At 43.4% G+C, this 23166-nt stretch carries 17 protein-coding genes; 4 read left to right on the forward strand and 13 right to left on the reverse strand.

Annotated features, from left to right (window positions below; translation table 11 throughout):
- Positions 1-332 precede the first annotated feature (332 nt).
- The gene (locus AC1MCB_RS07380) at positions 333-998 is read left to right on the forward strand and encodes a DNA alkylation repair protein (RefSeq protein WP_479968099.1); all 666 of its coding nucleotides are present in this window, start codon (positions 333-335) and stop codon (positions 996-998) included.
- Here the strand turns inward: AC1MCB_RS07380 and AC1MCB_RS07385 are convergent.
- Positions 995-1789, reverse strand: a complete 795-nt coding sequence (locus AC1MCB_RS07385; protein ID WP_479968100.1) for a GLPGLI family protein — start codon at positions 1787-1789, stop codon at positions 995-997. The genes AC1MCB_RS07380 and AC1MCB_RS07385 overlap by 4 nt on opposite strands.
- 322 nt (positions 1790-2111) lie before the next feature.
- Between AC1MCB_RS07385 and AC1MCB_RS07390 the strand changes: the two genes are divergently transcribed.
- Positions 2112-2939, forward strand: coding sequence for a metallophosphoesterase family protein (locus AC1MCB_RS07390; protein WP_479968101.1), 828 nt, complete (start codon positions 2112-2114; stop codon positions 2937-2939).
- Positions 2914-3489, forward strand: a complete 576-nt coding sequence (locus AC1MCB_RS07395; RefSeq protein ID WP_479968102.1) for a hypothetical protein — start codon at positions 2914-2916, stop codon at positions 3487-3489. The genes AC1MCB_RS07390 and AC1MCB_RS07395 overlap by 26 nt, the downstream gene beginning before the upstream one ends.
- A gap of 10 nt (positions 3490-3499) precedes the next feature.
- Here AC1MCB_RS07395 and AC1MCB_RS07400 read toward each other — a convergent pair whose 3' ends face one another.
- The 6 genes from AC1MCB_RS07400 to AC1MCB_RS07425 all read right to left on the reverse strand — a co-directional run bounded on the left by AC1MCB_RS07400 (position 3500) and on the right by AC1MCB_RS07425 (position 10250).
- A complete protein-coding gene (locus AC1MCB_RS07400; RefSeq protein WP_479968103.1) occupies positions 3500-4228 on the reverse strand; it encodes a (Fe-S)-binding protein in 729 nt (242 codons plus the stop codon).
- Between the two features lie 39 nt (positions 4229-4267).
- Positions 4268-5587 carry an MFS transporter gene (locus AC1MCB_RS07405; RefSeq protein ID WP_479968104.1) on the reverse strand — a complete coding sequence of 440 codons (1320 nt, stop codon included), beginning with the start codon at positions 5585-5587 and terminating at the stop codon, positions 4268-4270.
- A 330-nt stretch (positions 5588-5917) separates the two neighbouring features.
- Positions 5918-6631 carry a head GIN domain-containing protein gene (locus AC1MCB_RS07410; RefSeq protein WP_479968105.1) on the reverse strand — a complete coding sequence of 238 codons (714 nt, stop codon included), beginning with the start codon at positions 6629-6631 and terminating at the stop codon, positions 5918-5920.
- 150 nt (positions 6632-6781) lie between these two features.
- Positions 6782-7459, reverse strand: coding sequence for a GIN domain-containing protein (locus AC1MCB_RS07415; protein WP_479968106.1), 678 nt, complete (start codon positions 7457-7459; stop codon positions 6782-6784).
- A 441-nt stretch (positions 7460-7900) separates the two neighbouring features.
- Positions 7901-8275 carry a response regulator transcription factor gene (locus tag AC1MCB_RS07420; protein WP_479968107.1) on the reverse strand — a complete coding sequence of 125 codons (375 nt, stop codon included), beginning with the start codon at positions 8273-8275 and terminating at the stop codon, positions 7901-7903.
- Positions 8276-8357: 82 nt separating this feature from the next.
- Entirely contained in the window at positions 8358-10250 is a 1893-nt protein-coding gene (locus tag AC1MCB_RS07425) for a RecQ family ATP-dependent DNA helicase (protein WP_479968108.1), read from the reverse strand.
- Between the two features lie 156 nt (positions 10251-10406).
- Here AC1MCB_RS07425 and AC1MCB_RS07430 point away from each other — a divergent pair, with 156 nt between their 5' ends.
- Complete coding sequence (locus tag AC1MCB_RS07430; RefSeq protein WP_479968109.1) at positions 10407-13658, forward strand: amidohydrolase family protein; 3252 nt, start codon at positions 10407-10409, stop codon at positions 13656-13658.
- 67 nt (positions 13659-13725) lie between these two features.
- On the opposite strand, the gene AC1MCB_RS07435 is transcribed toward AC1MCB_RS07430, so the two are convergent.
- From AC1MCB_RS07435 to AC1MCB_RS07460, 6 genes are all read right to left on the reverse strand, one after another.
- Positions 13726-15861, reverse strand: coding sequence for an elongation factor G (locus AC1MCB_RS07435; protein WP_479968110.1), 2136 nt, complete (start codon positions 15859-15861; stop codon positions 13726-13728).
- Positions 15862-16004: 143 nt separating this feature from the next.
- A complete protein-coding gene (locus AC1MCB_RS07440) occupies positions 16005-17159 on the reverse strand; it encodes a putative sensor domain DACNV-containing protein (RefSeq protein ID WP_479968111.1) in 1155 nt (384 codons plus the stop codon).
- A 278-nt stretch (positions 17160-17437) separates the two neighbouring features.
- Positions 17438-19375 (reverse strand): OmpA family protein, encoded by a 1938-nt coding sequence (locus AC1MCB_RS07445; protein WP_479968112.1) that lies wholly within the window; start codon positions 19373-19375, stop codon positions 17438-17440.
- Between the two features lie 88 nt (positions 19376-19463).
- Complete coding sequence (locus AC1MCB_RS07450) at positions 19464-21518, reverse strand: ice-binding family protein (protein ID WP_479968113.1); 2055 nt, start codon at positions 21516-21518, stop codon at positions 19464-19466.
- A 135-nt stretch (positions 21519-21653) separates the two neighbouring features.
- Positions 21654-22214 (reverse strand): helix-turn-helix domain-containing protein, encoded by a 561-nt coding sequence (locus AC1MCB_RS07455; RefSeq protein WP_479968114.1) that lies wholly within the window; start codon positions 22212-22214, stop codon positions 21654-21656.
- 464 nt (positions 22215-22678) lie between these two features.
- Positions 22679-23131 carry an AMP-binding protein gene (locus tag AC1MCB_RS07460; protein ID WP_479968115.1) on the reverse strand — a complete coding sequence of 151 codons (453 nt, stop codon included), beginning with the start codon at positions 23129-23131 and terminating at the stop codon, positions 22679-22681.
- Positions 23132-23166 lie beyond the last annotated feature (35 nt).

The following is a 23166-nucleotide window of genomic DNA, read 5'->3' on the forward strand; positions in this document are numbered from 1 at the left end:
ATAAAGATTTCACCAATTAGGGATAATTTCACTGATTGTAAAGGATTACCGATTATGAAGGGGCGCACCGATTATAAAATATTGGAGGTGACTTAGCTAGGAATGATAATGGTCTGGTTCGGGACTTGTTCGTGTCTTGCCGCTAAATTAGCGGCAAGACACGAACAAGGGTAAAGCCAGTCCAGAACAAAGTAGAGTTGATTGACCATTAAGCCTCATGAAATAACCGGTCGCTTAGGCAGTCCGCTCAAGATAAGTGCAAGCACTTTAAAAATCGGTGCAATCATTTAGCAATCTGTGCAATCATCTCTCTAATTATGTATTTTTAGATTATGAACTTTAGCGAGCTGACCGAGATTTTAAACGAAATAGCTGATCCACGTGCCCTGGCCAGTTGGCAGCGGTTAAATATTCAGTCGAAAGATACCTATCTGGGTACCGGAATGAGCAAACTTAAAGAACGTGCTAAAAAGATGCCCAAAGACCATGACTTAGCCATGGAATGTTGGCGCAGTACTATCCATGATGCCAAAATGATGGCTTGCTTTATCGATGAGTCAAGGAAGATCACCGAAGACGAAGCCGACGAAGTTATTCACAGTATTGATGTTTGGGGGCTAGGTGATCAGTATGTAAAAAATCAAATAACGAAAACACCCTTTAAGGTCGAAAAGGCTGAACAGTGGGCCAATGATAAGCGTGAGTACGTACGGAGGGCGGGCTATCAGTTGATACAGACACTGGCTGAAGATGACGACAGCCTGCCGGATACCTGGTTTGACGCCTATCTGCGCCATATAGAGAATTTACAGCAAGAAGCAAATTTCGTTAAAGAAATGATGGCTTATGCCCTGATGGCTATTGGGGGCAGAAACAGGGATATGCATTCCAAAGCTTTACAGATAGCTAAAAGAGCAGGAAAAATTCAAGTTGATTATGGAGACACCTCATGTCAAAGTCCGGATCCGCTGAGCTTCCTGAATAATAAAACTTTTTAGTTTCCGCCTTCGCGAATAATCACCTGATTGCCATTACCACCACGGTTTCTGAACTGCTCCTGCATTCTTTTGCGGAATTCAGACTGCCTGGTAGTGTACTCTTCTTCAGTGATCAGCTTGCCCTTTTTAGGCATCGCTAGTTCAGAATCTTTGATCTTGATGTATTCAATGCTGCTGGCGTAATATTTCATCCTCGCATTTTCCACCCCCAGCACTACTCCTTCTGTCCATAAGGCAGGAACCGGAGAAGCCGCAAAGGCAAGATCCGTAGTATACCACACCGTAGTTGGTAAACCATTCTTGTCTTTAATATTCACTTTTTTACAATCCAAACCTGCAATTTTTTTCGTCTCATCAGTTATGGCGATTTCGTTAGCTGATGAACCTAAGGTTCTTTCTAAAAGCAATTGCTCACCATTCATTTCAAACGATTCAGTTACTTTCTTACTAGCAAAATTGAAAAACATTTCCCGGTCCGCATTTCCTCCAAAGCGCATTACCCGCATTCCCTCCTGATTACCGGCCTGGCTGATATCTTCTTCCAATTCTGATTTTTGAAATTTAGCTCCGTTCGCGTTAAAAATAATCTCCATTTTATTAGTGATCTTATCCGGCATATTGAATCCGTTGCGTCGGGGTCCTTGCTGCACCTGATCCTCGGCACCTGCCCTCATTGCCTTCGTATCAATAACCTGGGTATAATAAATTACACCAGAGGTTTTCTGCTGAGCAAAAACATAGGATGTAAATACCAAGCAAAAGCTGAAGAGTACTAAAAGCTGTTTTGACATAATACTGGAGATTAACTGACTCAAATATATTATTAAAATGTAATGGGATCTGTTAAAGCTTAGTTAAATCAATAGCAAAGTTAGTTGCCAAGTAGCAACCATAAAATCCACATGTGTATTAGATTGAATATGTGTTAGACAGTTTAACATGCCGGAAACTAATCAATAAAATATGACAGGGTTTTTTAATCGTGAGAAGTAGGTTTCCGGAACGACATCCTAAAGAAAAAGCTATTTGAAGATAAAACAGACCGGAAAAGCTGTGTTTAACCCGCATTACGTCGCAAAACAAAACAATTAAATGTAAGTTTCTTATCTACCTATGAAACCGTTTCTATTCTTAACTTCAATATTTATAATCCTGACAGGCTGCACTGATTTTGAATATAGCCCGCATCAGGCTTTTGACCCTGACAGTCCAACTAACCTCAACGCAAAAAATCTCGACAAACTCCTTAAAATCCAGAATGACGACACTGTTCGGTTCATTATTTCTGGTGATTCCCAGAAATCTTATGCTGAAGTAGAACTCTTTATTGAAAAGGCAAACAAAATGCCTGGAATTGATATGGTCTTTATTGCCGGAGACCTTACCGAATTCGGGACTTTACAGGAAATGGATTGGGTAGCTGATCAATTTAATGAACTTAATGTCCCGTTTTTCGCGGTAATCGGTAATCACGATCTGCTTGCGAAAGGATCAGTTGCTTTTCAAAGGATATTCGGCAGTCTGAATTATTCTTTCGCGTATGATGGAGTAAAATTCATATGCCATGATACCAACGGAAGGGAGTATAAGTTTAATGGCAAAGTACCTGATATTAACTGGCTTCAGGCTCAAATGTCTGCGTCGGGAGACGTGAAGAGTTATGTTGGCATCTCACATGTAAGGCCATTCAGCAGCGACTTTGACATTAAACTGGATACTGCATACACTAATATTTTAAATAACAATCCAGCATTTCTGGCGTCGTTTCATGGTCATGACCACAGCTTCGGCGAGTATTTTCCTAATAACTCCAGAGTGCCTTTCGTAGTCACTACTACGCTGGGCAAAAAGGGCTTTTTATTAGTTGAAATTGTTAATGATCAAATAAAATACAAACGTGTCACTTATCAAAAATATGACCTTCATAATCTTACTCTTTAGTGTACAGAGTAAGGTATTAGCTCAAAAGTTCCTGATTCCGAATGGGGCTATCGTGCAGTATGCCGGAAGCATTGGTTATTTCAGCGGAGGTGTCAGTTACAATCTCTTTAAGAATAATAGGGGAAGTTTTGATGTGATGTACGGTTTCGTGCCAGAATCCAGAGGCGGCTCATTTAGTACGCTGACCACCAAACTGGCCTACCGGCCTTTCGAAATTAAAGTTAATGATTGGATGATCATCCATCCCGTAAATCCGGGAGGGTTTTTCAGTTACACCATCCAGAAAGATCTTGACCTAACCTGGGATAAGGATCAGTATCCCAAGGGTTACTATTACTGGTCGGAGGCCTTACGGGCACACGTCTCGCTGGGCAGCGAATTTACCTTCAATACTACCAAGCTACTGAAGTCAGGCAAACCTCAGGCCCTTACACTGTTTTACGAAGTGAATACCAATGACCTGTACCTGGTCAACTTTTTTCAAAACTTACAAGCGCTACCAGTAACAGAGATATTTAAGGCTGGCGTAGGTATAAAAGCGTCCTTTTAGGTCTGAAAAGTTAAACGTTTCCCCAGCCATTGGTGAGCACGTCGGCCAGATGCATGGTTTTAATCGGAAGGCTGTGCTTATCAATATACCCTTGCAGGTTTAACAGGCACGATGCATCAGTTGAGATAATATAATCGGCTTCCATCTCCATGGCATTATGCACTTTTTGTTCGGCCATGGCGCTTGAAATGCCATCAAATTTCACGGCAAACGTTCCGCCGAAGCCACAACAGGTATCCGTATCACGCATCTCTACCAGGTCGAGGCCATGCACTTTACTGAGCAAGGCACGAGGTTCGGCCTTGATATTACATTCGCGTAAACCAGCGCACGAATCGTGATAAACTGCACGACCATCAAGCTCGGCACCGAAATAATCCCTTTTGATCACATTCACCAGGAAATCAGAAAGTTCATAAATGTTATTTTGTATTGCCCGGCACTTATTGTGAACCGCGGTGTTTGTGAAAAGGTCATTATAGTAATTTTTGACCATTCCCGTGCAGGATGCAGAGGGTGAAACAATGTAAGTAGTTTCCGAGAAGTCATTCAAAAACTTGCTTCCTACTGTTTTTGCTTCTTCCCAAAAGCCGGCGTTAAATGCAGGCTGACCACAACAAGTTTGTTTAGGATTATAAATAACCTTACAGCCTGCTTTCTCAAGCAATTTGAGCGTACTAAAAGCGGTTTGCGGGTAAAGTTGATCTATAAAACAAGGTATAAACAGTTCGACGGTCATAGTAAGGTTATGCGCTTATCCAAGCAGTTACTCAGTAAATTAAAAGACTTCAGCAGATTTTAGTTTAACCGAAGGCTCTGGTTTCATAAACAAAATCGAGAATAAGATAACCAGTCCTACCAGGAAATAACTTCCCAAAGTTAAAGCAGAAACTCGCATACTTCCCGTAAATTCTTCAATATAACCAAAACTAAATAATCCAATAACTATTGCCATCTTCTCGGTTACATCATAAAAACTAAAGAAAGACGCCGTGTCCGGTGTGTTTTCAGGAATTAATTTCGAATATGTAGAGCGTGAGATCGATTGAATACCGCCCATAACCAAGCCCACAATAGCTGCTAGTGCAAAAAACTGGTACTCGGTTGTAATGAAATAAGAGCATATACACACACCTATCCAGATGATGACCACGAAAATCAGCACCGGAATATTCCCGTATTTTTTAGCGAACCGTGACATGATTAAGGCTCCAAGGATTGCCACCAGTTGAATGATCAAAATTGTAGTAATCAGCTTAGTAGTTCCCAGGTTTAATACCTTTTCACCAAATGCGGCAGCCACGAGCATGATGGTTTGCACACCCATCGCATAAAAGAAAAAGGCCAGTAAAAACCGTTTAAGCAATTTCATCTCAGCTAGTTGTCGCCAAACCTTCTGCAGCTCCTGAAAACCTCCGTGAATCACCTTTCTATTAATCCGATTGTAATTAGGACTTCCGGCGGGCAACACTTTAAAAGGAATTTGTGCGAATATAACCCACCAGATCCCTACTAGTAAGAAAGATAAACGGGGTGCGAAGGACGCATCTGTGATACCGAAAAGCCCAGGTTTAAGTATAAATACGAAACAAATTATTTGAAGAATAACGCTTCCGATATAGCCATAAGCAAAGCCCTGTGCACTTACCTTATCCTGGTTATCTACGGTAGCAATTTCTGGAAGATAAGAGTTGTTAAACATGACGCCCCCTATATAGCCCATCGCTGCCAGCGCGAAAAGAATAATACCCACCTCCAGGGTATCGATCTTAAAAAAAAATAAACCGGCGCAGCTAATTGCCCCCAGGTATGTAAAAGCTTTCATGAAAATTTTCTTATTCCCCCGGTAATCGGCAACTGACGACAGAATAGGAAGTAAAATAACCATTATAAGGTAGGCCGCCGAAAGCGCATAGTTAGATAAAGCGGTATTGGTAAAACGCCTTCCAAAAAAGAAGACTTTGTCATCTAACCCGGCGGTAATAGCCACATAATACGCTGGAAAAATAGTGGAAGTGATCACCAGATTATAGGCGGAATTTGCCCAGTCGAACATAGCCCAGCCCCTGATGGTTTTCTTATTATTTTTTTGTTCCATTCCTCCTCTAAAGTAGAGAAATTTCGGAAATCAGAAAATTGGGTATTAAGCTACAGATAAAAAGCATTCAAATTCAACATGCAATTGGCGAACATAAACCGAAGCTATTCATTTGAACTTTAGAAAAAGGTTGAATGAATGTTAATCGAGGTTGAGAACACCATGTAAATTTCAGATGGTTTTTGATTGCTATCTGGTTAACATCTGGAAAAGATTATTTTGAACATAACCCGCCTCCTGCGTCGGCTTCGTGCCTGTAAAACAAAAAAGTCTTTCAAATATTTACCTTGAAAGACTCTTTTGAATCCAGACTTAACATGTTTATATTCTTTATTTTATCTTCCTTACACTAGAGGCGCCTTGATCATTGTTGCTGACTTTTGACGGGTTACCGCGATATTCTACATCGCTCGATCCGCTCGATTTAACTTCTAATTCATTCAATACATTTATTTTAGATTCACTTGCACCGCTGGATTCGATACGATACTTACCTACTACAAAGTCAAGTGCGCTAATTGAAGAGGAACCGCTCAGATCGACGTCATGACTGCTTGCCTGGCCTTTAAGTGAGATTTCGGCAGAGCCGCTTGATTTAGTGCTCACATTAGCTGCATTCATATTCAGGTTTACCTTACTTGAACCGCTAAGATCCATCTCAAAATCTTTCAGCTGCAGTAAACCATCACTTACTATTTCGACCGCACCGGAAGCATTAACACCTTCATACGCTTGCGAGCTGAGGTACACTGTAATTTGTCCTGTATTGCAAAAGTTCCCTTTCATGTCAATGTCTAAAGTATTGCCGCTTACTTTGGTTCGAATTTCGTCCATCAGGTTATCATCGGCTGTGATCTTTAGTTCCTGTGGACCCTGCTTCAGCACCAACTTAATAGATCCGCTTGTTTCTACAAAGGTAAAAGGCGCGACATCCCGTGTTGTAGTGACCTGATTTCCAGAACCCTGTATACAATCACTATTACATCCCCCGATCAACAAGCCGGCTGCTGCTATTAAACATCCTTTAAGTACTGATACTTTCATATTATTTAAATGGTTAAGACCGATGAATGTAAGACAAGCTGGCTATATAAACAAAAAAGGAAGCGGTTTTTATCGAACAGCCTCCTTTAGTGAGATGTGGGATTGAGATTTGAGACTTAAGCTGGATGAATGAAATGAAATAGTGTGATCTTAAAATTCAAGGTCAAAGTTTAGCGTATTTTCTTTTTCTGGAACTCTTGAATAACTTTTGATTGTAGTTGATTGGCCACCCTGGTTAATGGATGCCGCAGCACCCTCGGATATCGTCAATGAACGGCTTGGAGAAGTAAAACATGTAGCTTGATAATTAGCTTCGCCACTTAAAGAAAGATGCTGATTGTCTGATTCACCGGATAACTCGAGTTTAGATTGATCTTGTAGGGAAGTGCTAATATTTACGGCCTGTGCATCAATCTGAGCGGTGGCGTTGTTCTTTAGTTGTATATCCAGATCAATGGTACTTAGTTGGTTCATACTGCGAACATTCACATTACCGCTAGCTTCTATAGCCGACAAATTACTCACTGTAATTGTAACAGTTAGCTTTTCTTTATTAAATGAAGTAATGCGCAATTCCCCGTTTTCCCACTGCACCAGCGCATTCTTCGTATAGTAGTTGTCGTAAACCTTGAGATTCTCTTCAATTCCCTGGGTCAGGTAAACATCAACATTCCCCATCAGAACTAATTTATTTATATGTTTTACGTCTTTAAATTCAGTGATAAGAAGATTCTTATCAGCCGCATTGGATTTTTTGGAACTGCTGATAAAAATTACAACGAAAGCCAAAACTATTAAGGCCAGCATTTTAGGGATTGATGATTTCATTTTTTGTTAGGTCATTAAAAATTTAACATTTAATTAATTATCACATAAGTTTGGTGCCAGATAGCGTGTTATACATACTACCTTAGGGTTTTCTGAATACGCGGTTTATTATGTTTCTATCACGCTTTATAGGACGCATCAAAAAAACAAACGTTACAGCAAGACCCAAAAAAATGTGTTAAAAGTTTGTTAAATTTTATCTACTAAGAAACTTAACTTTCGGCAGGCCGCTAAATGCCTGTACGTATAAGTGCGTAAATGAATATGAGCAATTTGTAAGAAACCGATTTATGACATGGCAAACATTCCGTTTGTTGAAAGACTGGCAAATTAAAAATCAATGCGTGCAAATGACTGGCTTATCATAGACTATGAAAGCAGACCATACAAATAACCAAATCCACGGAAAAGCTGAAGGACTGAGAATCCTTCAACGACTATTTAATTTGCGATAGATTCACCGGCTAGTTGTTCTTTGATGACGGCTAACAAATAGTCGATATCGAAAGGTTTCTTTACAACCTCATCAGCACAGATCTCTTTTACGGTTTCAATTTGAGCGTGAGTAGACAGGACAATTACCGGAATGTGTTTCGTGGTTTCGGCAGCTTTAATTTCCCGGCATAAAACTGTTCCCTGCTCAGTAGGCCTTACCACATCCAGCAAAATCGCGTGGGGTTTGTTTTCCCGAATTACATCAAAGATTCCATGTTCATTCTTACATTCAATAGGTTGATAACCTTCATCAGTTAATACATGACCAATGATCTGAAGAATGTCAGGATCATTTTCTACTACAAGAATCTTTGCGCTCATCGCATCAAAGATATATAGATTCTAAATTTATCGTACTAAAAAGTTTGGCGCCGGCTTCTTTTTACACTTACACGTATATCGGTCATACATAGAACCGTTCGCCGTCTGATTTCAGCTTCCCTGCATCGACCAGCTCTCGTATGACCCCCAGTTTTTCCTTCTCATTTCCGCTGTTAAGCGACTGGACAAGCTCATCTAATAGCATCCGGCCGGAAGCCAGCAGGCTAAAGATCTCATGAGTAATTTCATCAGCAATGCTTTCTCTTTTGCGCAGCCGCTTTTCTTCGAGGCAGACATCGCAAACTCCACATCTACCCGCGTCCGACTCATCGAAATATTGGAGTAATGACTTGCTCCGGCAGGTCTTATCCTCTGCGTAGGCAATAACAGCTCTCACCTGGCTTTGCGAGATTTGCTGGCGCTCAGATATATGTTTGCCGTTTATAAATAAACGGCTGGAATCAACCCTGGATTTCACCCACTCAACGTGGGGCTTGTCGGTTTGTGGGAGGTATTGCAAGAGTTGAAAGTTTTGCAGCTTTTGAAGGATGGTTATTACCTCAAACTTCGAAAGGCCTGTCCTTTTAGCTATCTCAGTTTCTTTAACCGGAACATAGTGATCAAAGATGCCGCCATAAGACCTGAGTAGCGTTTTAATGAACTGATCGTACGCTGGCTGCTCTATCTGGAAATGATATAATGACTCCTGCCCTGAAATAAACTGGACCCGGGAAGGCAAAAAAACCGTTTCACTTAACGCAATATATTCATCGCGCTCTAAGAACTTCAGTGCATTGATAGTCTTGATGGGTTCCAGCTTAAAGCGTGTACAGAATTCACCGACATCAAATTCCAGAGAAAGACCCTCTCCCGCGCCTATTGCCAGTTGAAAATAGTTTCCTAGCCCATGATAGACCTGTTTGATTTCTTCAACCGTTGGGAAACTTTGCTCTAGTCTTTTTAGAAGCTGCTGCTTATCCGATGCGTTATAGAGTAACACGGCAAATGCTTTTTTATCGTCACGACCTGCGCGACCGGCCTCCTGGTAATAGGCTTCCAGACTCTCAGGCAGATCCATATGAACCACAAATCGCACGTCCGCTTTGTCGATTCCCATCCCGAAAGCATTGGTAGCCACGATAATCCTGGTTAGCCCCTGCTTCCATTTCAATTGCTTCTGCATTCTTAGAGGGGTATCTATGCCGGCATGGTAGAAATCGGCAGAGATGCCCTGCAAGCTAAGCTGCCTTGCTATTTCCTGAGTCTGGCGGCGGTTTCGGACATACACAATTCCGGATCCAGCAATCCTTTTCACTATGGTCAGAAGCTTTCCATACTTGTTTTCCTCATCTGACACCACATAGCTCAAGTTTTTTCGCTCGAAAGATTTCCGCAGAATGTTGTTCTGATTAAACAGTAACTTCTTTTGGATGTCTTCAGCAACACGGGCGGTAGCAGTGGCGGTGAGTGCCAGCACGGGCACTTGCGGGTGAATCTCCCTAAGGTCGGCAATATGCAGGTAAGGAGGCCTGAAATCATAACCCCATTGCGAAATACAGTGTGCTTCATCAACCGTAATCAAATTTACTTTCATATGACTGATGCGCTCGCGGACAAGGTCTGAAAGCAGTCTCTCGGGAGATAAATAAAGAAACTTAATGTCGCCGTAGATGCAATTATCTAAGGCAATGTCCACTTCGCGTTTACCCATCCCCGAAATAATGGCGACAGCCTTAATGCCTTTGGCTTTCAGGCTCTCTACCTGGTCTTTCATTAGGGCAATCAGCGGAGATACAACAATACAAATTCCGGGTTTTAGTAAAGCAGGTACCTGGAAACAGGCAGATTTGCCCCCTCCTGTTGGCATGAGCGCCAATGTGTCTTCTCCGTTTAAAACAGACTGAATCACCTCCTCCTGCAACGGTCGGAATGTGGAGAAACCCCAGTACTGTTTAAATATTTCGTGAATGGTCATGCGCTGAGCTCAAAACTAAGAGAATGATCTGAGATTCGTCATTTAGAATTTACCCTGCCTCAATTTGCAACGTTCTCAGAGCCCCGATGGCATCTTAAATGTTACTGAGCAAACCTCTGAATATTTGCTAAATTGCGCGCTCAATCAGCGTAAAACATGAATAAAAGCGTTATTTCCACACTTTGTATCCTATTGTTCAGTCAGCAAAGCTTTAGCCAGGACACTCCTTCCAAGTCTAAATGGAATATCGAAAAACCCTCCGGTCCTACCAAATCCATCAACATAAACACAAATGAAGGCACATGGATGAACCTTGATGTGAGTCCTGACGGCAAAGAAATCGTATTCGACCTTTTGGGCGATATCTATAAAATACCAATGGCCGGCGGAAATGCTACAGCGCTGGCCAGCGGTATGGCATTGGAAGTGCAACCAAGATTTAGTCCTGATGGGAAGTATATATCCTATACCAGTGATAAAGAAGGTGCGGATAATATCTGGGTAATGAAAGCAGATGGCAGCGGGAAACGGGCAATAACCAAAGAAACCTTCAGACTTTTAAATAATGCGGTGTGGACTCCGGACAATCAAAACCTGATTGCACGCAAGCACTTTACAGGAACCCGTTCATTGGGAGCCGGCGAAATGTGGATGTATCATATAGCAGGTGGCGGCGAAGGCGTACAATTAACAAAGCGTAAAAACGATCAGCAGGATGCCGGTGAGCCGGAAGTATCGCCTGACGGTAAGTTTGTTTACTTCTCAGAGGATGTGTCACCCGGCCCGTTTTTTCAGTACAACAAAGATCCTAACGGTGAGATTTATAACATTCGACGGTTAGACCGCTCGACCGGCGAGATTAAAACAGCTGCCGGCGGACAAGGGGGTGCTGTTCGTCCACAGCTTTCTCCGGACGGGAAATATCTCGCTTTTGTAAAAAGAGTGCGGCTGAAATCCGTGTTATTTGTTCAGGACCAGGAAACCGGCGAAGAATGGCCGCTATACGACGATCTTTCCCTGGATCAGCAGGAAGCATGGGCCATCTTTGGTTTATATCCTAACTTCGACTGGACTCCGGATAGTAAGAACATTGTTTTTTACGCTAAAGGAAAAATCCGAAAGTTGAACTTGATCACGCAGGTAGTAAGTGAGATTCCTTTCCAGGTCAACTCGACCCATACGATATCAGAAGCGCTTCATTTCCAGCAGAAGGTGTTTCAGGAAGAGTTCGACGTAAAGATGATCCGTCAATTGACCACATCCCCTGACGGTAAAAAAATTGCGTTCAATGCTGCAGGTTATATTTACGTAAAAGAACTACCCAACGGAGAGGCTGAACGGGTAAGCAGGGGAATTGACTTTGAATTTGAGCCCCAGTTTAGCCCTGACGGCAAATCATTACTGTTTGTGAGTTGGAATGATGAGAATAAAGGGTCTATCAACAAAATAGATCTGAAGAACGGGCGAATCACTAAACTTACCACCGAGAAAGGCTTCTACTACTCACCCAGATTTTCGAATAAAGGCGATAAGATTGTTTACCGAAAGGGATCAGGAAATGATGTTTTAGGTCATGCTTTTGGTAAGAACACTGGTGTTTATGTAATGCAGGCGAATGGATCAAATGTAAAACTGATTTCAGAATCTGGAATACGACCTGTGTTTAACAGCAGCGACGACCGCATTTATTTCCAGAGCAGTGAAGGGAGCAAAAAAGCGTTTAAAAGTGTTGACCTGAATGGCGGAACTCCAAAAACGCATTATACATCCACCTATGCAAATCTATTCGTTCCAAGCCCCGATGGCAAGTGGATAGCATTTACTGAATTGTTTAACGCCTATATTACCCCCATGGCAAGCGCTGGCACTTCACTCGATCTATCGTCAACTAATAAAGCGCTTCCATTAATTAAAGTAAGCCGCGATGCGGGCAATTACTTGCACTGGAGCAGCGACAGTAAGAACTTGAATTGGTCCCTGGGTCCGCAATATTATTCCAGAGAGATTAAAAACTCTTTTGCCTTTGTTGAAGGAGCTCCCGAGAAACTGCCGGCAATTGACAGCCTGGGATTGTATGTTGGGTTCAAAATGAAATCAGACCTGCCTTCAGGAAAAATAGCCATCAAGGGCGCCCGTATTATTACCATGAAGGGCGATGAAGTGATTGAGAACGGAACGATTCTAATAGAGAAGAACCGCATAATAGCAATTGGAAAAGATATTGCAATTCCTTCTGACGCAAAAGTAATTGAAGCAGATGGTAAAACAATAATGCCCGGAATTGTTGATGTTCATGCTCATTTGAGAACAAGCCCTGATGGTGTTAGTCCTCAGCAAGACTGGAGCTACTACGCAAACCTTGCTTATGGGGTAACCACCTCACATGATCCTTCCAGTAATACAGAGATGGTATTCAGCCAATCTGAGATGCTGAAAGCAGGAACAATGGTAGGACCGCGTGTTTATTCAACAGGTACTATTCTCTACGGAGCTGATGGTGATTTCAAAGCAGTGGTTAACAGTCTGGATGACGCCCGCTCAGCCCTTCGCAGGATGAAAGCGGTAGGCGCATTCTCCGTGAAATCATATAACCAGCCTCGTCGTGACCAACGCCAGCAAATCATACAGGCAGCGCGCGAACTGCAGATGGAAGTAGTGCCAGAAGGCGGATCTACATTTTTTCATAATATGACCCATATTATCGACGGTCATACCGGTGTAGAGCACAATATTCCGGTTCTCCCAATTTACAAGGATGTAAAATCTCTATGGAACCAAAGTAAAACTGGCTATACTCCTACCCTGATTGTGAGCTATGCTTCTCAATCAGGCGAAAACTTCTGGTATGACCGTACGAATGTTTGGGAGAATGAGCGCTTGCTTAGTTATACCCCTCGTCACATAATTGACGAACGGTCACGCCGCAGAACTACTTCTGAATTTGGCGATTACGGTCATATCGAAGTATCGAAAGCGGTTAAGCAACTAGCTGACGGCGGCACTAAAGTTAACCTTGGCGCTCATGGACAAATCCAGGGTATCGGCGCTCACTGGGAGTTGTGGATGCTTGCTCAGGGGGGCATGACGCCGTTACAAGCTATTCGAAGCGCCACGATCAATGGAGCCGAATACCTTGGAATGGGCAAAGAAATTGGATCTCTGGAAACGGGTAAACTGGCAGATCTGATCATTATGGACGAAAATCCACTGGATGATATTCGCAACAGCGAAAAAATAAAGAATGTGATGATCAACGGTCGCTTATACGATGCAGAGACTATGACCGAGACAGGAAGCCGTGAGAAAGCAAGAAACAAGTTTTGGTGGCAGATGGGACGGTCTGAGAATTTCAGTATGCCGGCTGAAAATGTGGAGACGCATATATTCACTCATCCGGAATGTGACTAAGGTTGGTATTTCAGGAGCTTTTGGAGGCTCCTGAAAGTGTACCTCCGTTAGTAACTACGGTTCAGAATTAATGCAGTTCTTCCACCTCTGATTTCTGCGACTCTTCAGCGATCCGCCTTTGCAGATCAGGGGAAACCGGGGCATAGTCGGCAAAACGGCTCTTTACTTTAGCGCGGCCCTGGCTGATGCTTCGCAGGGATGACAGAAATTTATCGAGTTCGGCTAAGGGTGTACGTGCCCGGATCACCTGGGCACCGTTCTCACTTTCCATGTTCATTATGGTACTGCGCCGAGCCTGCAATTCGGTCATGGCATCTCCCATCATCAGGTCGGGAATTGAAATTTCCAGCTCATGGATTGGTTCGAGTAAGAGAGGTTCGGCGTGCATGAAGGCCTCTTTAAAGGCCATCATACCGGCGATTTTAAACGAAATATCATTACTGTCGACCGGGTGCATCTTTCCATCGTAGACACTCACCCGTACATCACGTACATGGGAACCAGTGATCGGGCCTTCATTCATTTTCTCCATGACACCCTTTAAAATAGATGGGATGAAACGGGCATCGATCACACCACCTACAATACAATTATTAAAGACCAGTTTGCCGCCCCACGACAGTTCAATCGTTTCCGTGTCACGCACCTGGAATTCAGTTACCTGGGGCATCCCGTCATAGTAAGGCTCGATCTTCATAAAAACTTCTCCAAACTGACCGGCGCCTCCGCTTTGTTTCTTATGCCGGTAAGACGATAAGGCAGGCCTTTGAATAGTCTCACGATACGGTATCCTCGCCTTCTGGAACTCTACCTGCATTTTGTAGACCTGCTCCAGTTTCCATTTGGTAACAGCAAGGTGAAGTTCGCCCTGTAGCAGGAGTATAACCTGGCGTAGCTCGCGGTTATACTCAATATCCATGGTTGGGTCCTCAAGGTGAATCTCGTTTAGCACTTCCCCAAGCTTCTCTTCATCCTGCTTGCTTTTGGTCACAATGGATACGCGCATCTTAGGGGTAGGAAAACGCATAGGCTCTATACTGCCTTTTGCCCCCTTCCCGTTCAGCGTATGATTGGTAAAAGAGTTCTTCAATTTCAGCGTACACCCGATATCACCAGCCTTCAACTTTTCAACTGAATTCCTGTTCTTACCGTCGGTGATGAATAATTGGCTGATACGCTCAGTAACCGACGTCTTTTCATTATACAACTCCATCCCAACGGTCACTTCGCCGGATAAAACTTTGAAGAAGGACAGTCGGCCCAGGTGAGGTTCGGTAAGGGTTTTGAAAATAAACAGCCGGGTAGGTGCTGCCGGGTCGCACAGCACTTTCTCGCCTTCTTCAGTCAGCTCTGGCGGCATCTCCATAGCTGAGGGCGCCACATTATCGATAAAGCCCATCATTCTGCCGGTGCCCATATCTTTTTTCGCCGATAGACAAAAAACCGGGAACACCTGGTGGTTCATCATCCCTATCTTCAGACCCTTGCGCAGCTCATCCTCATCAAGATTACCTTTCTCGAAATAGAGTTCCATTAATTCCTCGTCATTTTCTGCCGCCTTTTCTACCAGCTCATTATGCAGCTGACCTGCCCTCTCCTGCTCACTTTCCGGAATTGGTAATTTCTCAGGCTTTCCACCCCCCTCCGGAAACCTATACATCACCATCTTCAGCAGGTCAATGATGGAGTCAAACGCGGCCCCGGGATTTAAGGGGTACTGCACTACTGTTACCGAAGAACCGAAAAAAGATTGCGCCTCTGCGAGCGTCTGGTTGAAATCAGCTTTCTCACGATCCAGCTGGTTGATGGCCAGAATGGTAGGTTTGCGGTACTGATCAACGTAATCCCACAATAACTCCATCCCTACTTCCAATCCGCTTTGAGCATTCAGCAGGATGATCGCTGTGTCGCTTACTCGAATGGAACAGATCACTTCGCCGATGAAGTCATCCGGACCGGGGGTGTCAATAATGTTGATCTTATAGTCGCGCCATTCGGTATGCAGGGTGGTGGCATATATAGAACTCCCCCGCTCATGTTCAATTTCGTGGTAGTCGGATACCGTGTTTTTCTCTTCCACCGTTCCCCGCCGGTTAATGAGGCCGGCTTCAAACATCATCGTCTCTGCAAGCGTGGTTTTCCCGCTTTTCGCGGAACCGATCAGCGCCACGTTCTTGATATGTTTCTCATCATAAGTTTTCATAGTTCGGATTTTTAGGGCGTTTGCTAGATAAACTTTAAGAAAAGAATAAGATACGAAATTTGAGTTTCACGCCCTAATGAAGACGACTTCTTTCAAAAAATATTCAGGTAAGCAAAGAAAGATTGAATGATGCGTCCTGGAGATCAGACCAACAGCGAGTCAATGCGGTGTGCGTGTACCATAGCTTCGCTTTCCGACCAGGTGAAAACTGTAAAGTGACCATCCTGTGAAGCGACCAGTGCAAGAGAATCCCGCTGATCGTTTACAAATTGCGCTGCCGACAAATGACGAGTGCCCCCGTTACTGGATGGATGGGCAATGACTGCTGTGCTTCCCACAACCGGCTCGGTAATTACAATCTGTCCTACCATTTCATTGGCCAGGGGACGAACTATCTTAGCCCCAAAAGCCAGAAGCTCATGCCGGTCGCTGATCACCGTAGCCCCATCAATCGCGGTAAGCCCGGCAATACTTTCCACCTCACGCCGTAATGCTGCTTGCCAGGCACTACTACTTCTTTCATTCGCGTCTTTCGACAGTAGTTCGGTTAGTGATGAAAATCCGCGGGTTATGGAATACTTTATCGGTTGAAGTATAGAGTTACGCCAGGCATCGTTTCCGGCGGGAACAACCAAGAGTAGACCGCCACGCTTATGTGCCCGCATAGATACAGCAAGCTGGATTAAAACATTGACAGATTTGTCTCCGGAAGATCGAAACCCAAGCAGGGACGTTAGAAGAGAGGGACAATCGGGCAGGTAAGCGCTATTTTGATCGATCACTTTTACCTGGTCGCCTTTTAGTACGGCAATATTAACAAACTTGCCAAAGCCAAATATGCGGCGATGCTTTATTACCAGCAAAGCCGGTTCAGAAACATCCAGAACAAAACAATAATCGGGGATATTATGGGTAGTTCCCCAAATATAGAGGCCATGCTCATTGTGCCAAACCCCCACGTGAATGCCCGGACGTTCTACCCCCGGAGCAAGTTTAGTCAGTGCATCGGGACTCAGTACAATTTTATGTTCAAATAACAGCGGCTCACCCGATTGCCCGGGTGGAAGCAGCGCCAGTGAGATTTTTGGTGAAATACCTTCTTCCTTTCGCAAACTGGCCCAGAAAGCCACATCGATAAGCGCTTCAATAACCTGTGCGTTGGGATGAGAAACCAGATCTTCATCTCCCCTGTCTCTTGCGGTCGCCAGGTGTGAGGCAAAATGCGCCTCAATTGCCGGAGCTACGACAACGGCAGCCTGGTAAGTGGAAACGCTGAAAGTATTGATGTTCTGATTCATATACTATTCCAGAGTAGATCTGATGTCACCAGTATGATATTGAAATAATGCTAATCTACGGGTTTTCTGAATATTAGTCCAATTCACAGCAATCCTCATCTATCAATCTATGTTTATTGTCCAGTTTACAAAAGGCATTTTTACAAACCCGACATAAATCTATACAGGAGAAGCCACAAGCACTTGTTACTGTCCGAGATTATAAATGAAAAATGGATCAAACAAAAGGCTGCCCTTTTTGGGGGCAGCCTTTTTCATTACTAATGTGTGTTTACTATCTATTTAACCGGAATTACGTCGATTATAACGGTACGATTATAGAAACGCTCTTCAGGTAAATTGTTTTCAAAAGGTGAACGGGTAAGATCTTCACCAAAACCGGCGGTTTCAAATTTTACGTTTTTAATACCTTTTGCAGACAAAGCACCTTCAATGATTTTTTGAGTTTCAGAAGCTCTGCCGGCAGACAGCGTTTGGTTGTAATCATTCTCACCAATAACATCTGTATGACCGTGTATAATTACGGTTGAACCGTCAGAGATCAATGGAGATACTATATCTTTCAGAAAGGTGTTGTAAGATGCAATGGTCTTTGTCTTATCAAAATCAAAAAGGATGCTGTAGCGATAAGCCTTTTCAATGCTGGCAGTCGGACGTGTTAAATGAACTGAAGCCTCTTTGGTAACTGGAGTTCCGTTTTTAGTCTCCCCGGTCATAATCATTTTATAGTTTCCTTCCGTGCGGTCACCTAGAACAGAAGCTACTGAAACACCTTCCTGATCATTGGTAAATGGTCCGCAATTTTGAACTGCTCCGTTTTCATCTGTGATTGTTACAGACCAGGTTTTCAGCATATCCTTTGCACCATCTACAGTAAATACTACCTGTGTATCTAGTGGATTAGATGTTGTAGAAACAATTTGAACCGGCTTCATCATTTCACCACCGACCTGCATCAATAATTCAGATGAGTTACTTTGGATATCTACACGACGATCGCCTTCACGAAGAAGAGTCAATTCTTTGGTTGCACCAGGCTGCTCAGATGGGATAAGTGGTTTTGTACGCCCCTGCGTTGTAACGCGGGATCCGCTGATACCGAATACCGACACCAAATATTGCTTTACTGATTCAGCAAAAGATTTACCTTCTGCAGGTCCTTTTGCTGAGGCTCCGCTCAAGGAGATAGTCGAAGATGGATTTGACCTCATCCGGTCGCCAAGAATGTTCAGGATGTTGTGATATACATTCAACTGACGCGCTGAACGGGCAGCAGTACTTTCGGTTGGCTGCTGCAGTAATACTTCTTCTTTGAAATAAGATGCCTGATCAGATGTTAAAACAACATAGCGGCTTGGTACAGCAGTAGAACCTTCATCAAAAAACACTGAATTACGCAGCGGCAAAGTTTCGCTTACCTGGCGGTGTACCGGCTCGCTGATCGGGCCACGCACTGCAAATGTAACCTGGCGAACAGGAACTTCAGCAATTGGGTTTTCTGTAACCGGCGCCTTACGAGCCTTGCCGAATTTCAAAGCAATACCGGTTCTCACGGTTGTTAACGAAAGACTTTCGATATCACGTGGATCCTGGCCAAAATATGGGTGGAAAGAAACAAATGGAGACAGGTTAACCTGTGTACCGCTACCCTTAGGAGAGATTGGAAATTCATAACCCATACCAACCTGTCCGGAGATAATTGTAGAACGCATGGCAGTCAATTCGCCATCAGTATCCGGTTGTCTGAGTTGAGTATATTCAAAATCCTTTTGCTGATTAAAGGCTATCCGCGGACCGGCGAATAAGTAAAAGTTGGCTAAAGATAAACGCAGGCTGGGCTCAACGGTTATGTAGTCCATATTGGTCTTTAAAGTTGCAGGGCAATCACAGGCCGCCACTACTCCGTCAAACTTGCCACCACGGCCATCATAACCAACATTAAGCATTGCACCTAGCAATCCTGCTGGGCGGTATTCTACGAAAACAGAACCGTATGGACGTACTCCGTTACCTTCATGAAAGGCAGCTGGAACGATCAGTGAATTATTCAACCTTTGGGTTGTACCGCTATAGAAGTTTAAGTTAGCTGCACCAGAAACACCAAACCACCAGGTTGGTTGAGCAGCAGTGGTCTGCGCCTGCACGGTGCCGAAGGCTGTTACGACCATCATCGAACCGATGACGATCTTTTGTATTATTTTATTATTGGATAACATGGGATAAATCTTTTAGTATTGAGTTCTTGTTTTGTGATAGTGACAGGTTTATCCCCCGAAGGGGAATAAACATATCGTTGAGGGATAATTAAGGCTTAACTACTGTACTTGTGTTTAAAGTAACAGCTGTTTGTGCCAATAACCTACCAGTAACTTTTGAACCTGTATTCAGGGAAATAAGGGTTTTACTCAGGATATTTCCGAATAACACCGTGTTAGTTCCAAGTACTGCCTGACCGGCAACAACCCAAGTAATGTTTTTGGCTTGTGCACCACCTAACAATTTAACCTGTGCACCTGTATTGAGCGTAAGATCCTGAGCGATTTGGAAAACCCAGGTATCATTTGCTCCACCGGATAAGGTAACACTGGCATTAGGGTCTATTAATACTCCTGTGCTCCATTTGTATAGCCCAGGAGCTAAAGTCAGACCGCTGATATTTCCGGCTCCTTTTTGAAGAACGGGTGCAGGGGTTACCAGGTTATTTGCAGTAGTATAAGCAGTTTCCATGTTTGCAATAGCTATCGTCAAATTGGCTGGAGTAGGTGCAGCGTAATCAGAAGCAAACACTTTACCGGTTACATGAGTCGCAATGGTTGTGTGTGATGACTGTCCATTCGTATCCATAATTAATCCAAAACCGGTGATTGCGGTTGCAGCTGCCGGACTAACTCCTATGTTACCTGCAACAGCGGTTACGCCGGTACTTGAAATTCCGGATTTTGTTAAGATTGAATAATCACCAGCCAGGCCAAGAGGAACATTGATAGGACCTACAGGGAGTACTGCTGTAAAGTTAGCGGTGATATTTTTATCGGAAGTCATATTAACCGTTAGGGGGTTAACTGTGCCGGTAGCGTTGCCGCTCCAGGAAGTAAATACGAAACCTGCATTCGGTACGGCTGTAAGCACTACAGAACTTCCGTGGTTGTAAGTTGCTTGTGTTGGATTTTTAGAAACCGTTCCGTTTACTCCGCTTGCGTTTAATGTATAGGTTTTGATTGCGAAATTGGCAACCAAAGTTCTGTTAGCACTTAGAGCGAAAGTATAATTAGCACTGGATGAAACAACAGCACCTGTACCTTTGTCGGTCCAGTTGGTAAATGTATAAGCAATGTTGGGAACAGCAGATATCGTTACGGATGTACCAGCGGTATAAGCACCCTCTCCATCGGTAGTTCCGCCTGTTGCCGGGCTCGAGGATAATATAACAGCAAACTGTGATGCTGGAATAACTTTGAAATTGGCAACCAATGATCTGTTACCGTTAAGAGCTAACTGGTAGTTTGAACTTGTTGAAACAACTACTCCATTATCTGTCCAGTTTACGAAGGTGTAACCTGCATTGGCAGTGGCAGTTATTGCTAAATTAGATCCCCTGGCGAATGAACCTGAACCTGTGGTTGTTCCACCAGCTGCGGGACTTGATGATAGATTTAATGCAAAGTTACCCGCTACAACCGGTGCGAAATTAGCTACCAGCGCTTTGTTTCCTGCCATAGTGAACAAGAAGCTTGGACTGGTTGAAACGGCTGTTCCGCCTTCAGTCCAGTTAACAAATGTAAAGCCTGTTAATGGTGCAGCGGTCACTGTAACTGCAGAAGACTGGGCGAATGACCCGGCTCCAAGAAAAGTACCGCCTGCTGCCGGAGTAGCCGATATAGTTACAGCCGGAATAGTTGTGAATGTCCAGACGTAATCGTTAATCATTGCAGTACGCAGAGTATCTGTAGCGCCTGTTGTGATTGTACCCGTGTAGGTAGTAAATGGCAATAGGGCTATAGTCGGTGTAAAAGTGAATGTTGTACCGTTAGCTGTAGGAGCAACTGTTCCGGGGATTACCGTTGTTCCCTGTTTGATTGTAAAGGTTGTGCCGTTAATTGTTGATGGGGCCATGTCTGTATTGAAGGTGGCCGAGATCACCTTGTTAAGCACAACATCAACTGCTTTATCCATGGGATCGGTAGATACTACTACCGGGCAGAGTCCAACGATCTCGCCTTCAAAGTCATCCTTTTTACATCCTGCCGCAAACACGGTAAGGAGTAAAACGAATGAGCACATGGTTTTGAATACATTAGAATAGCCTCTGCTCTTACACACTTGAGTACTACTCTCAATAAGAGTACTTCTTTTGGTCATATAAATTATATTAGATAAATTGATAAATAAATGATCTGCTACCTGATTCAGAATTGAATCAGAATTTAAGATGCGACAAACCTAGAGAAGCCTGAGGCGGGAAAGTTATATTATTGTGTGAATAAGTTACATGATTCACACATTTCCGAGCGTCCGGTGAGAGCTGACGCCATAATGCTTGAAGTAGGAAGGAGTTACACCAGTAACCTTTTTAAACTGGTTTGACAAATGCGCTACACTACTATAGTGCATCTTCAGGGAAATTTCGGTAAGATTAAGTTCATTATATCCGATCAGCTCTTTTACCCTGTAGATTTTATTCAGAATGATGAAATTTTCGATAGTGGTACCCTGAACTTCCGAAAATATATTAGCGAGGTAAGTATAGTCCAGATTTAACCTGGCACTCAAATAATCAGAAAAATTAGTTTTTAGCTGACCCTCCGAATGATGAACCACTTCGATAATTATATGCTTAATCTTTTCGATCAAGATATTTTTCTTACTATCCATCAGTTCTAAACCTGACCGGAGTAAAGCTGTCCTTACACTACTGAGCTGTTCGAAAGAAAGAAACCCGGCCACCGTTACCTTACCGTACTCTAACATTGTGCAATGCAGTCCGAGCTTTTCTAATTCGAACTTCACTACCAATTTGCAGCGGAGGCTAACCATGTTCTTTATATAGAGTTCCATTATGACCTTATACGCAAAGCGGGTGCCCGCGTTGCACACATTTCTTTTTTGTTTTAATTAGTTTCACTTAATTAATAAAAAGGCACTCTACAGCACTAAAACAGTAATTTGGCCTTTGCTAAAGCAGTTTGGAACATTAACAAACCGTCCTTTTTTGCAGGTTTTATGCACGAAATTCGTCCTTTGACGAAAATATTGTGTGAAAAGTTATTTATTCCTTACCAAAAATTTAACTAAGCTAACCACTATTCCCTTATCAAGGTTTTTCATAAAAATATTCATTGACGATTATTAAACTCTTTGCTTTTGCCTCGGCCTCTTGCGACCAACCAGATAAAACCGTCCTCATCCTGGTAAGCTTTATCACCGGTATAGTATAATCCAAAATTAAATAACTCTTTTCCTTCTTTAAGGATCACCAAAGTATTCCCTGAATATGCCGTTTGGCTTCCGGGTATCCATTCTCACACAAATAGTTCCCTCTCGCGCACCGGTAAAGTTTGGCCCTCTTCATCAGCAATAATTACTTCATATAAAAAGGTAGGCTTACCCATATCCGGAAGATTCGCTACCAGGCAGGTGCTTTCCGCCTGTCCGAAGCCGTCACGGATCAGCACCCCTGTTCCTGCTTTCCACATTTCAATAATCTCGGCATTCAAAGGTTCTCCGGCAGCCACACATTCGCTAAAATTAAAGCGGTAGGCTTTCAGGTCTTCAAGAATCAGGAGCCTGAGTACAGTAGGCGGTGCACAAAACGTAGTGATCTGGTGCTTTTCCATCAGCGTCAAAGTATCACGTGCATTAAAACGTCCTGGCTGGTGGTAGGCGAAAACCGTAGCACCAACGTTCCACGGTGCAAATACGCAGCTCCAGGCAAACTTGGCCCATCCGGGCTGCGATATATTATAATGAATCAAAAATATCCCTGGCCCAGTTACATTTTTCGGGCTTC

It is taken from the genome of Daejeonella sp. AP26 (assembly GCF_056680515.1).

Excerpts from the sequence above, each read along its gene's own strand:
- AC1MCB_RS07420 (WP_479968107.1), bottom strand. The coding sequence starts at position 8,275 with ATGAGCGCAAAGATTCTTGTAGTAGAAAATGATCCTGACATTCTTCAG.
- AC1MCB_RS07450 (WP_479968113.1), bottom strand. The coding sequence starts at position 21,518 with ATGACCAAAAGAAGTACTCTTATTGAGAGTAGTACTCAAGTGTGTAAG.
- AC1MCB_RS07410 (WP_479968105.1), bottom strand. The coding sequence starts at position 6,631 with ATGAAAGTATCAGTACTTAAAGGATGTTTAATAGCAGCAGCCGGCTTG.
- AC1MCB_RS07435 (WP_479968110.1), bottom strand. The coding sequence starts at position 15,861 with ATGAAAACTTATGATGAGAAACATATCAAGAACGTGGCGCTGATCGGT.
- AC1MCB_RS07385 (WP_479968100.1), bottom strand. The coding sequence starts at position 1,789 with ATGTCAAAACAGCTTTTAGTACTCTTCAGCTTTTGCTTGGTATTTACA.
- AC1MCB_RS07425 (WP_479968108.1), bottom strand. The coding sequence starts at position 10,250 with ATGACCATTCACGAAATATTTAAACAGTACTGGGGTTTCTCCACATTC.
- AC1MCB_RS07395 (WP_479968102.1), top strand. The coding sequence starts at position 2,914 with ATGACCTTCATAATCTTACTCTTTAGTGTACAGAGTAAGGTATTAGCT.
- AC1MCB_RS07380 (WP_479968099.1), top strand. The coding sequence starts at position 333 with ATGAACTTTAGCGAGCTGACCGAGATTTTAAACGAAATAGCTGATCCA.
- AC1MCB_RS07415 (WP_479968106.1), bottom strand. The coding sequence starts at position 7,459 with ATGAAATCATCAATCCCTAAAATGCTGGCCTTAATAGTTTTGGCTTTC.
- AC1MCB_RS07440 (WP_479968111.1), bottom strand. The coding sequence starts at position 17,159 with ATGAATCAGAACATCAATACTTTCAGCGTTTCCACTTACCAGGCTGCC.
- AC1MCB_RS07390 (WP_479968101.1), top strand. The coding sequence starts at position 2,112 with ATGAAACCGTTTCTATTCTTAACTTCAATATTTATAATCCTGACAGGC.
- AC1MCB_RS07400 (WP_479968103.1), bottom strand. The coding sequence starts at position 4,228 with ATGACCGTCGAACTGTTTATACCTTGTTTTATAGATCAACTTTACCCG.
- AC1MCB_RS07405 (WP_479968104.1), bottom strand. The coding sequence starts at position 5,587 with ATGGAACAAAAAAATAATAAGAAAACCATCAGGGGCTGGGCTATGTTC.
- AC1MCB_RS07430 (WP_479968109.1), top strand. The coding sequence starts at position 10,407 with ATGAATAAAAGCGTTATTTCCACACTTTGTATCCTATTGTTCAGTCAG.
- AC1MCB_RS07445 (WP_479968112.1), bottom strand. The coding sequence starts at position 19,375 with ATGTTATCCAATAATAAAATAATACAAAAGATCGTCATCGGTTCGATG.
- AC1MCB_RS07455 (WP_479968114.1), bottom strand. The coding sequence starts at position 22,214 with ATGGAACTCTATATAAAGAACATGGTTAGCCTCCGCTGCAAATTGGTA.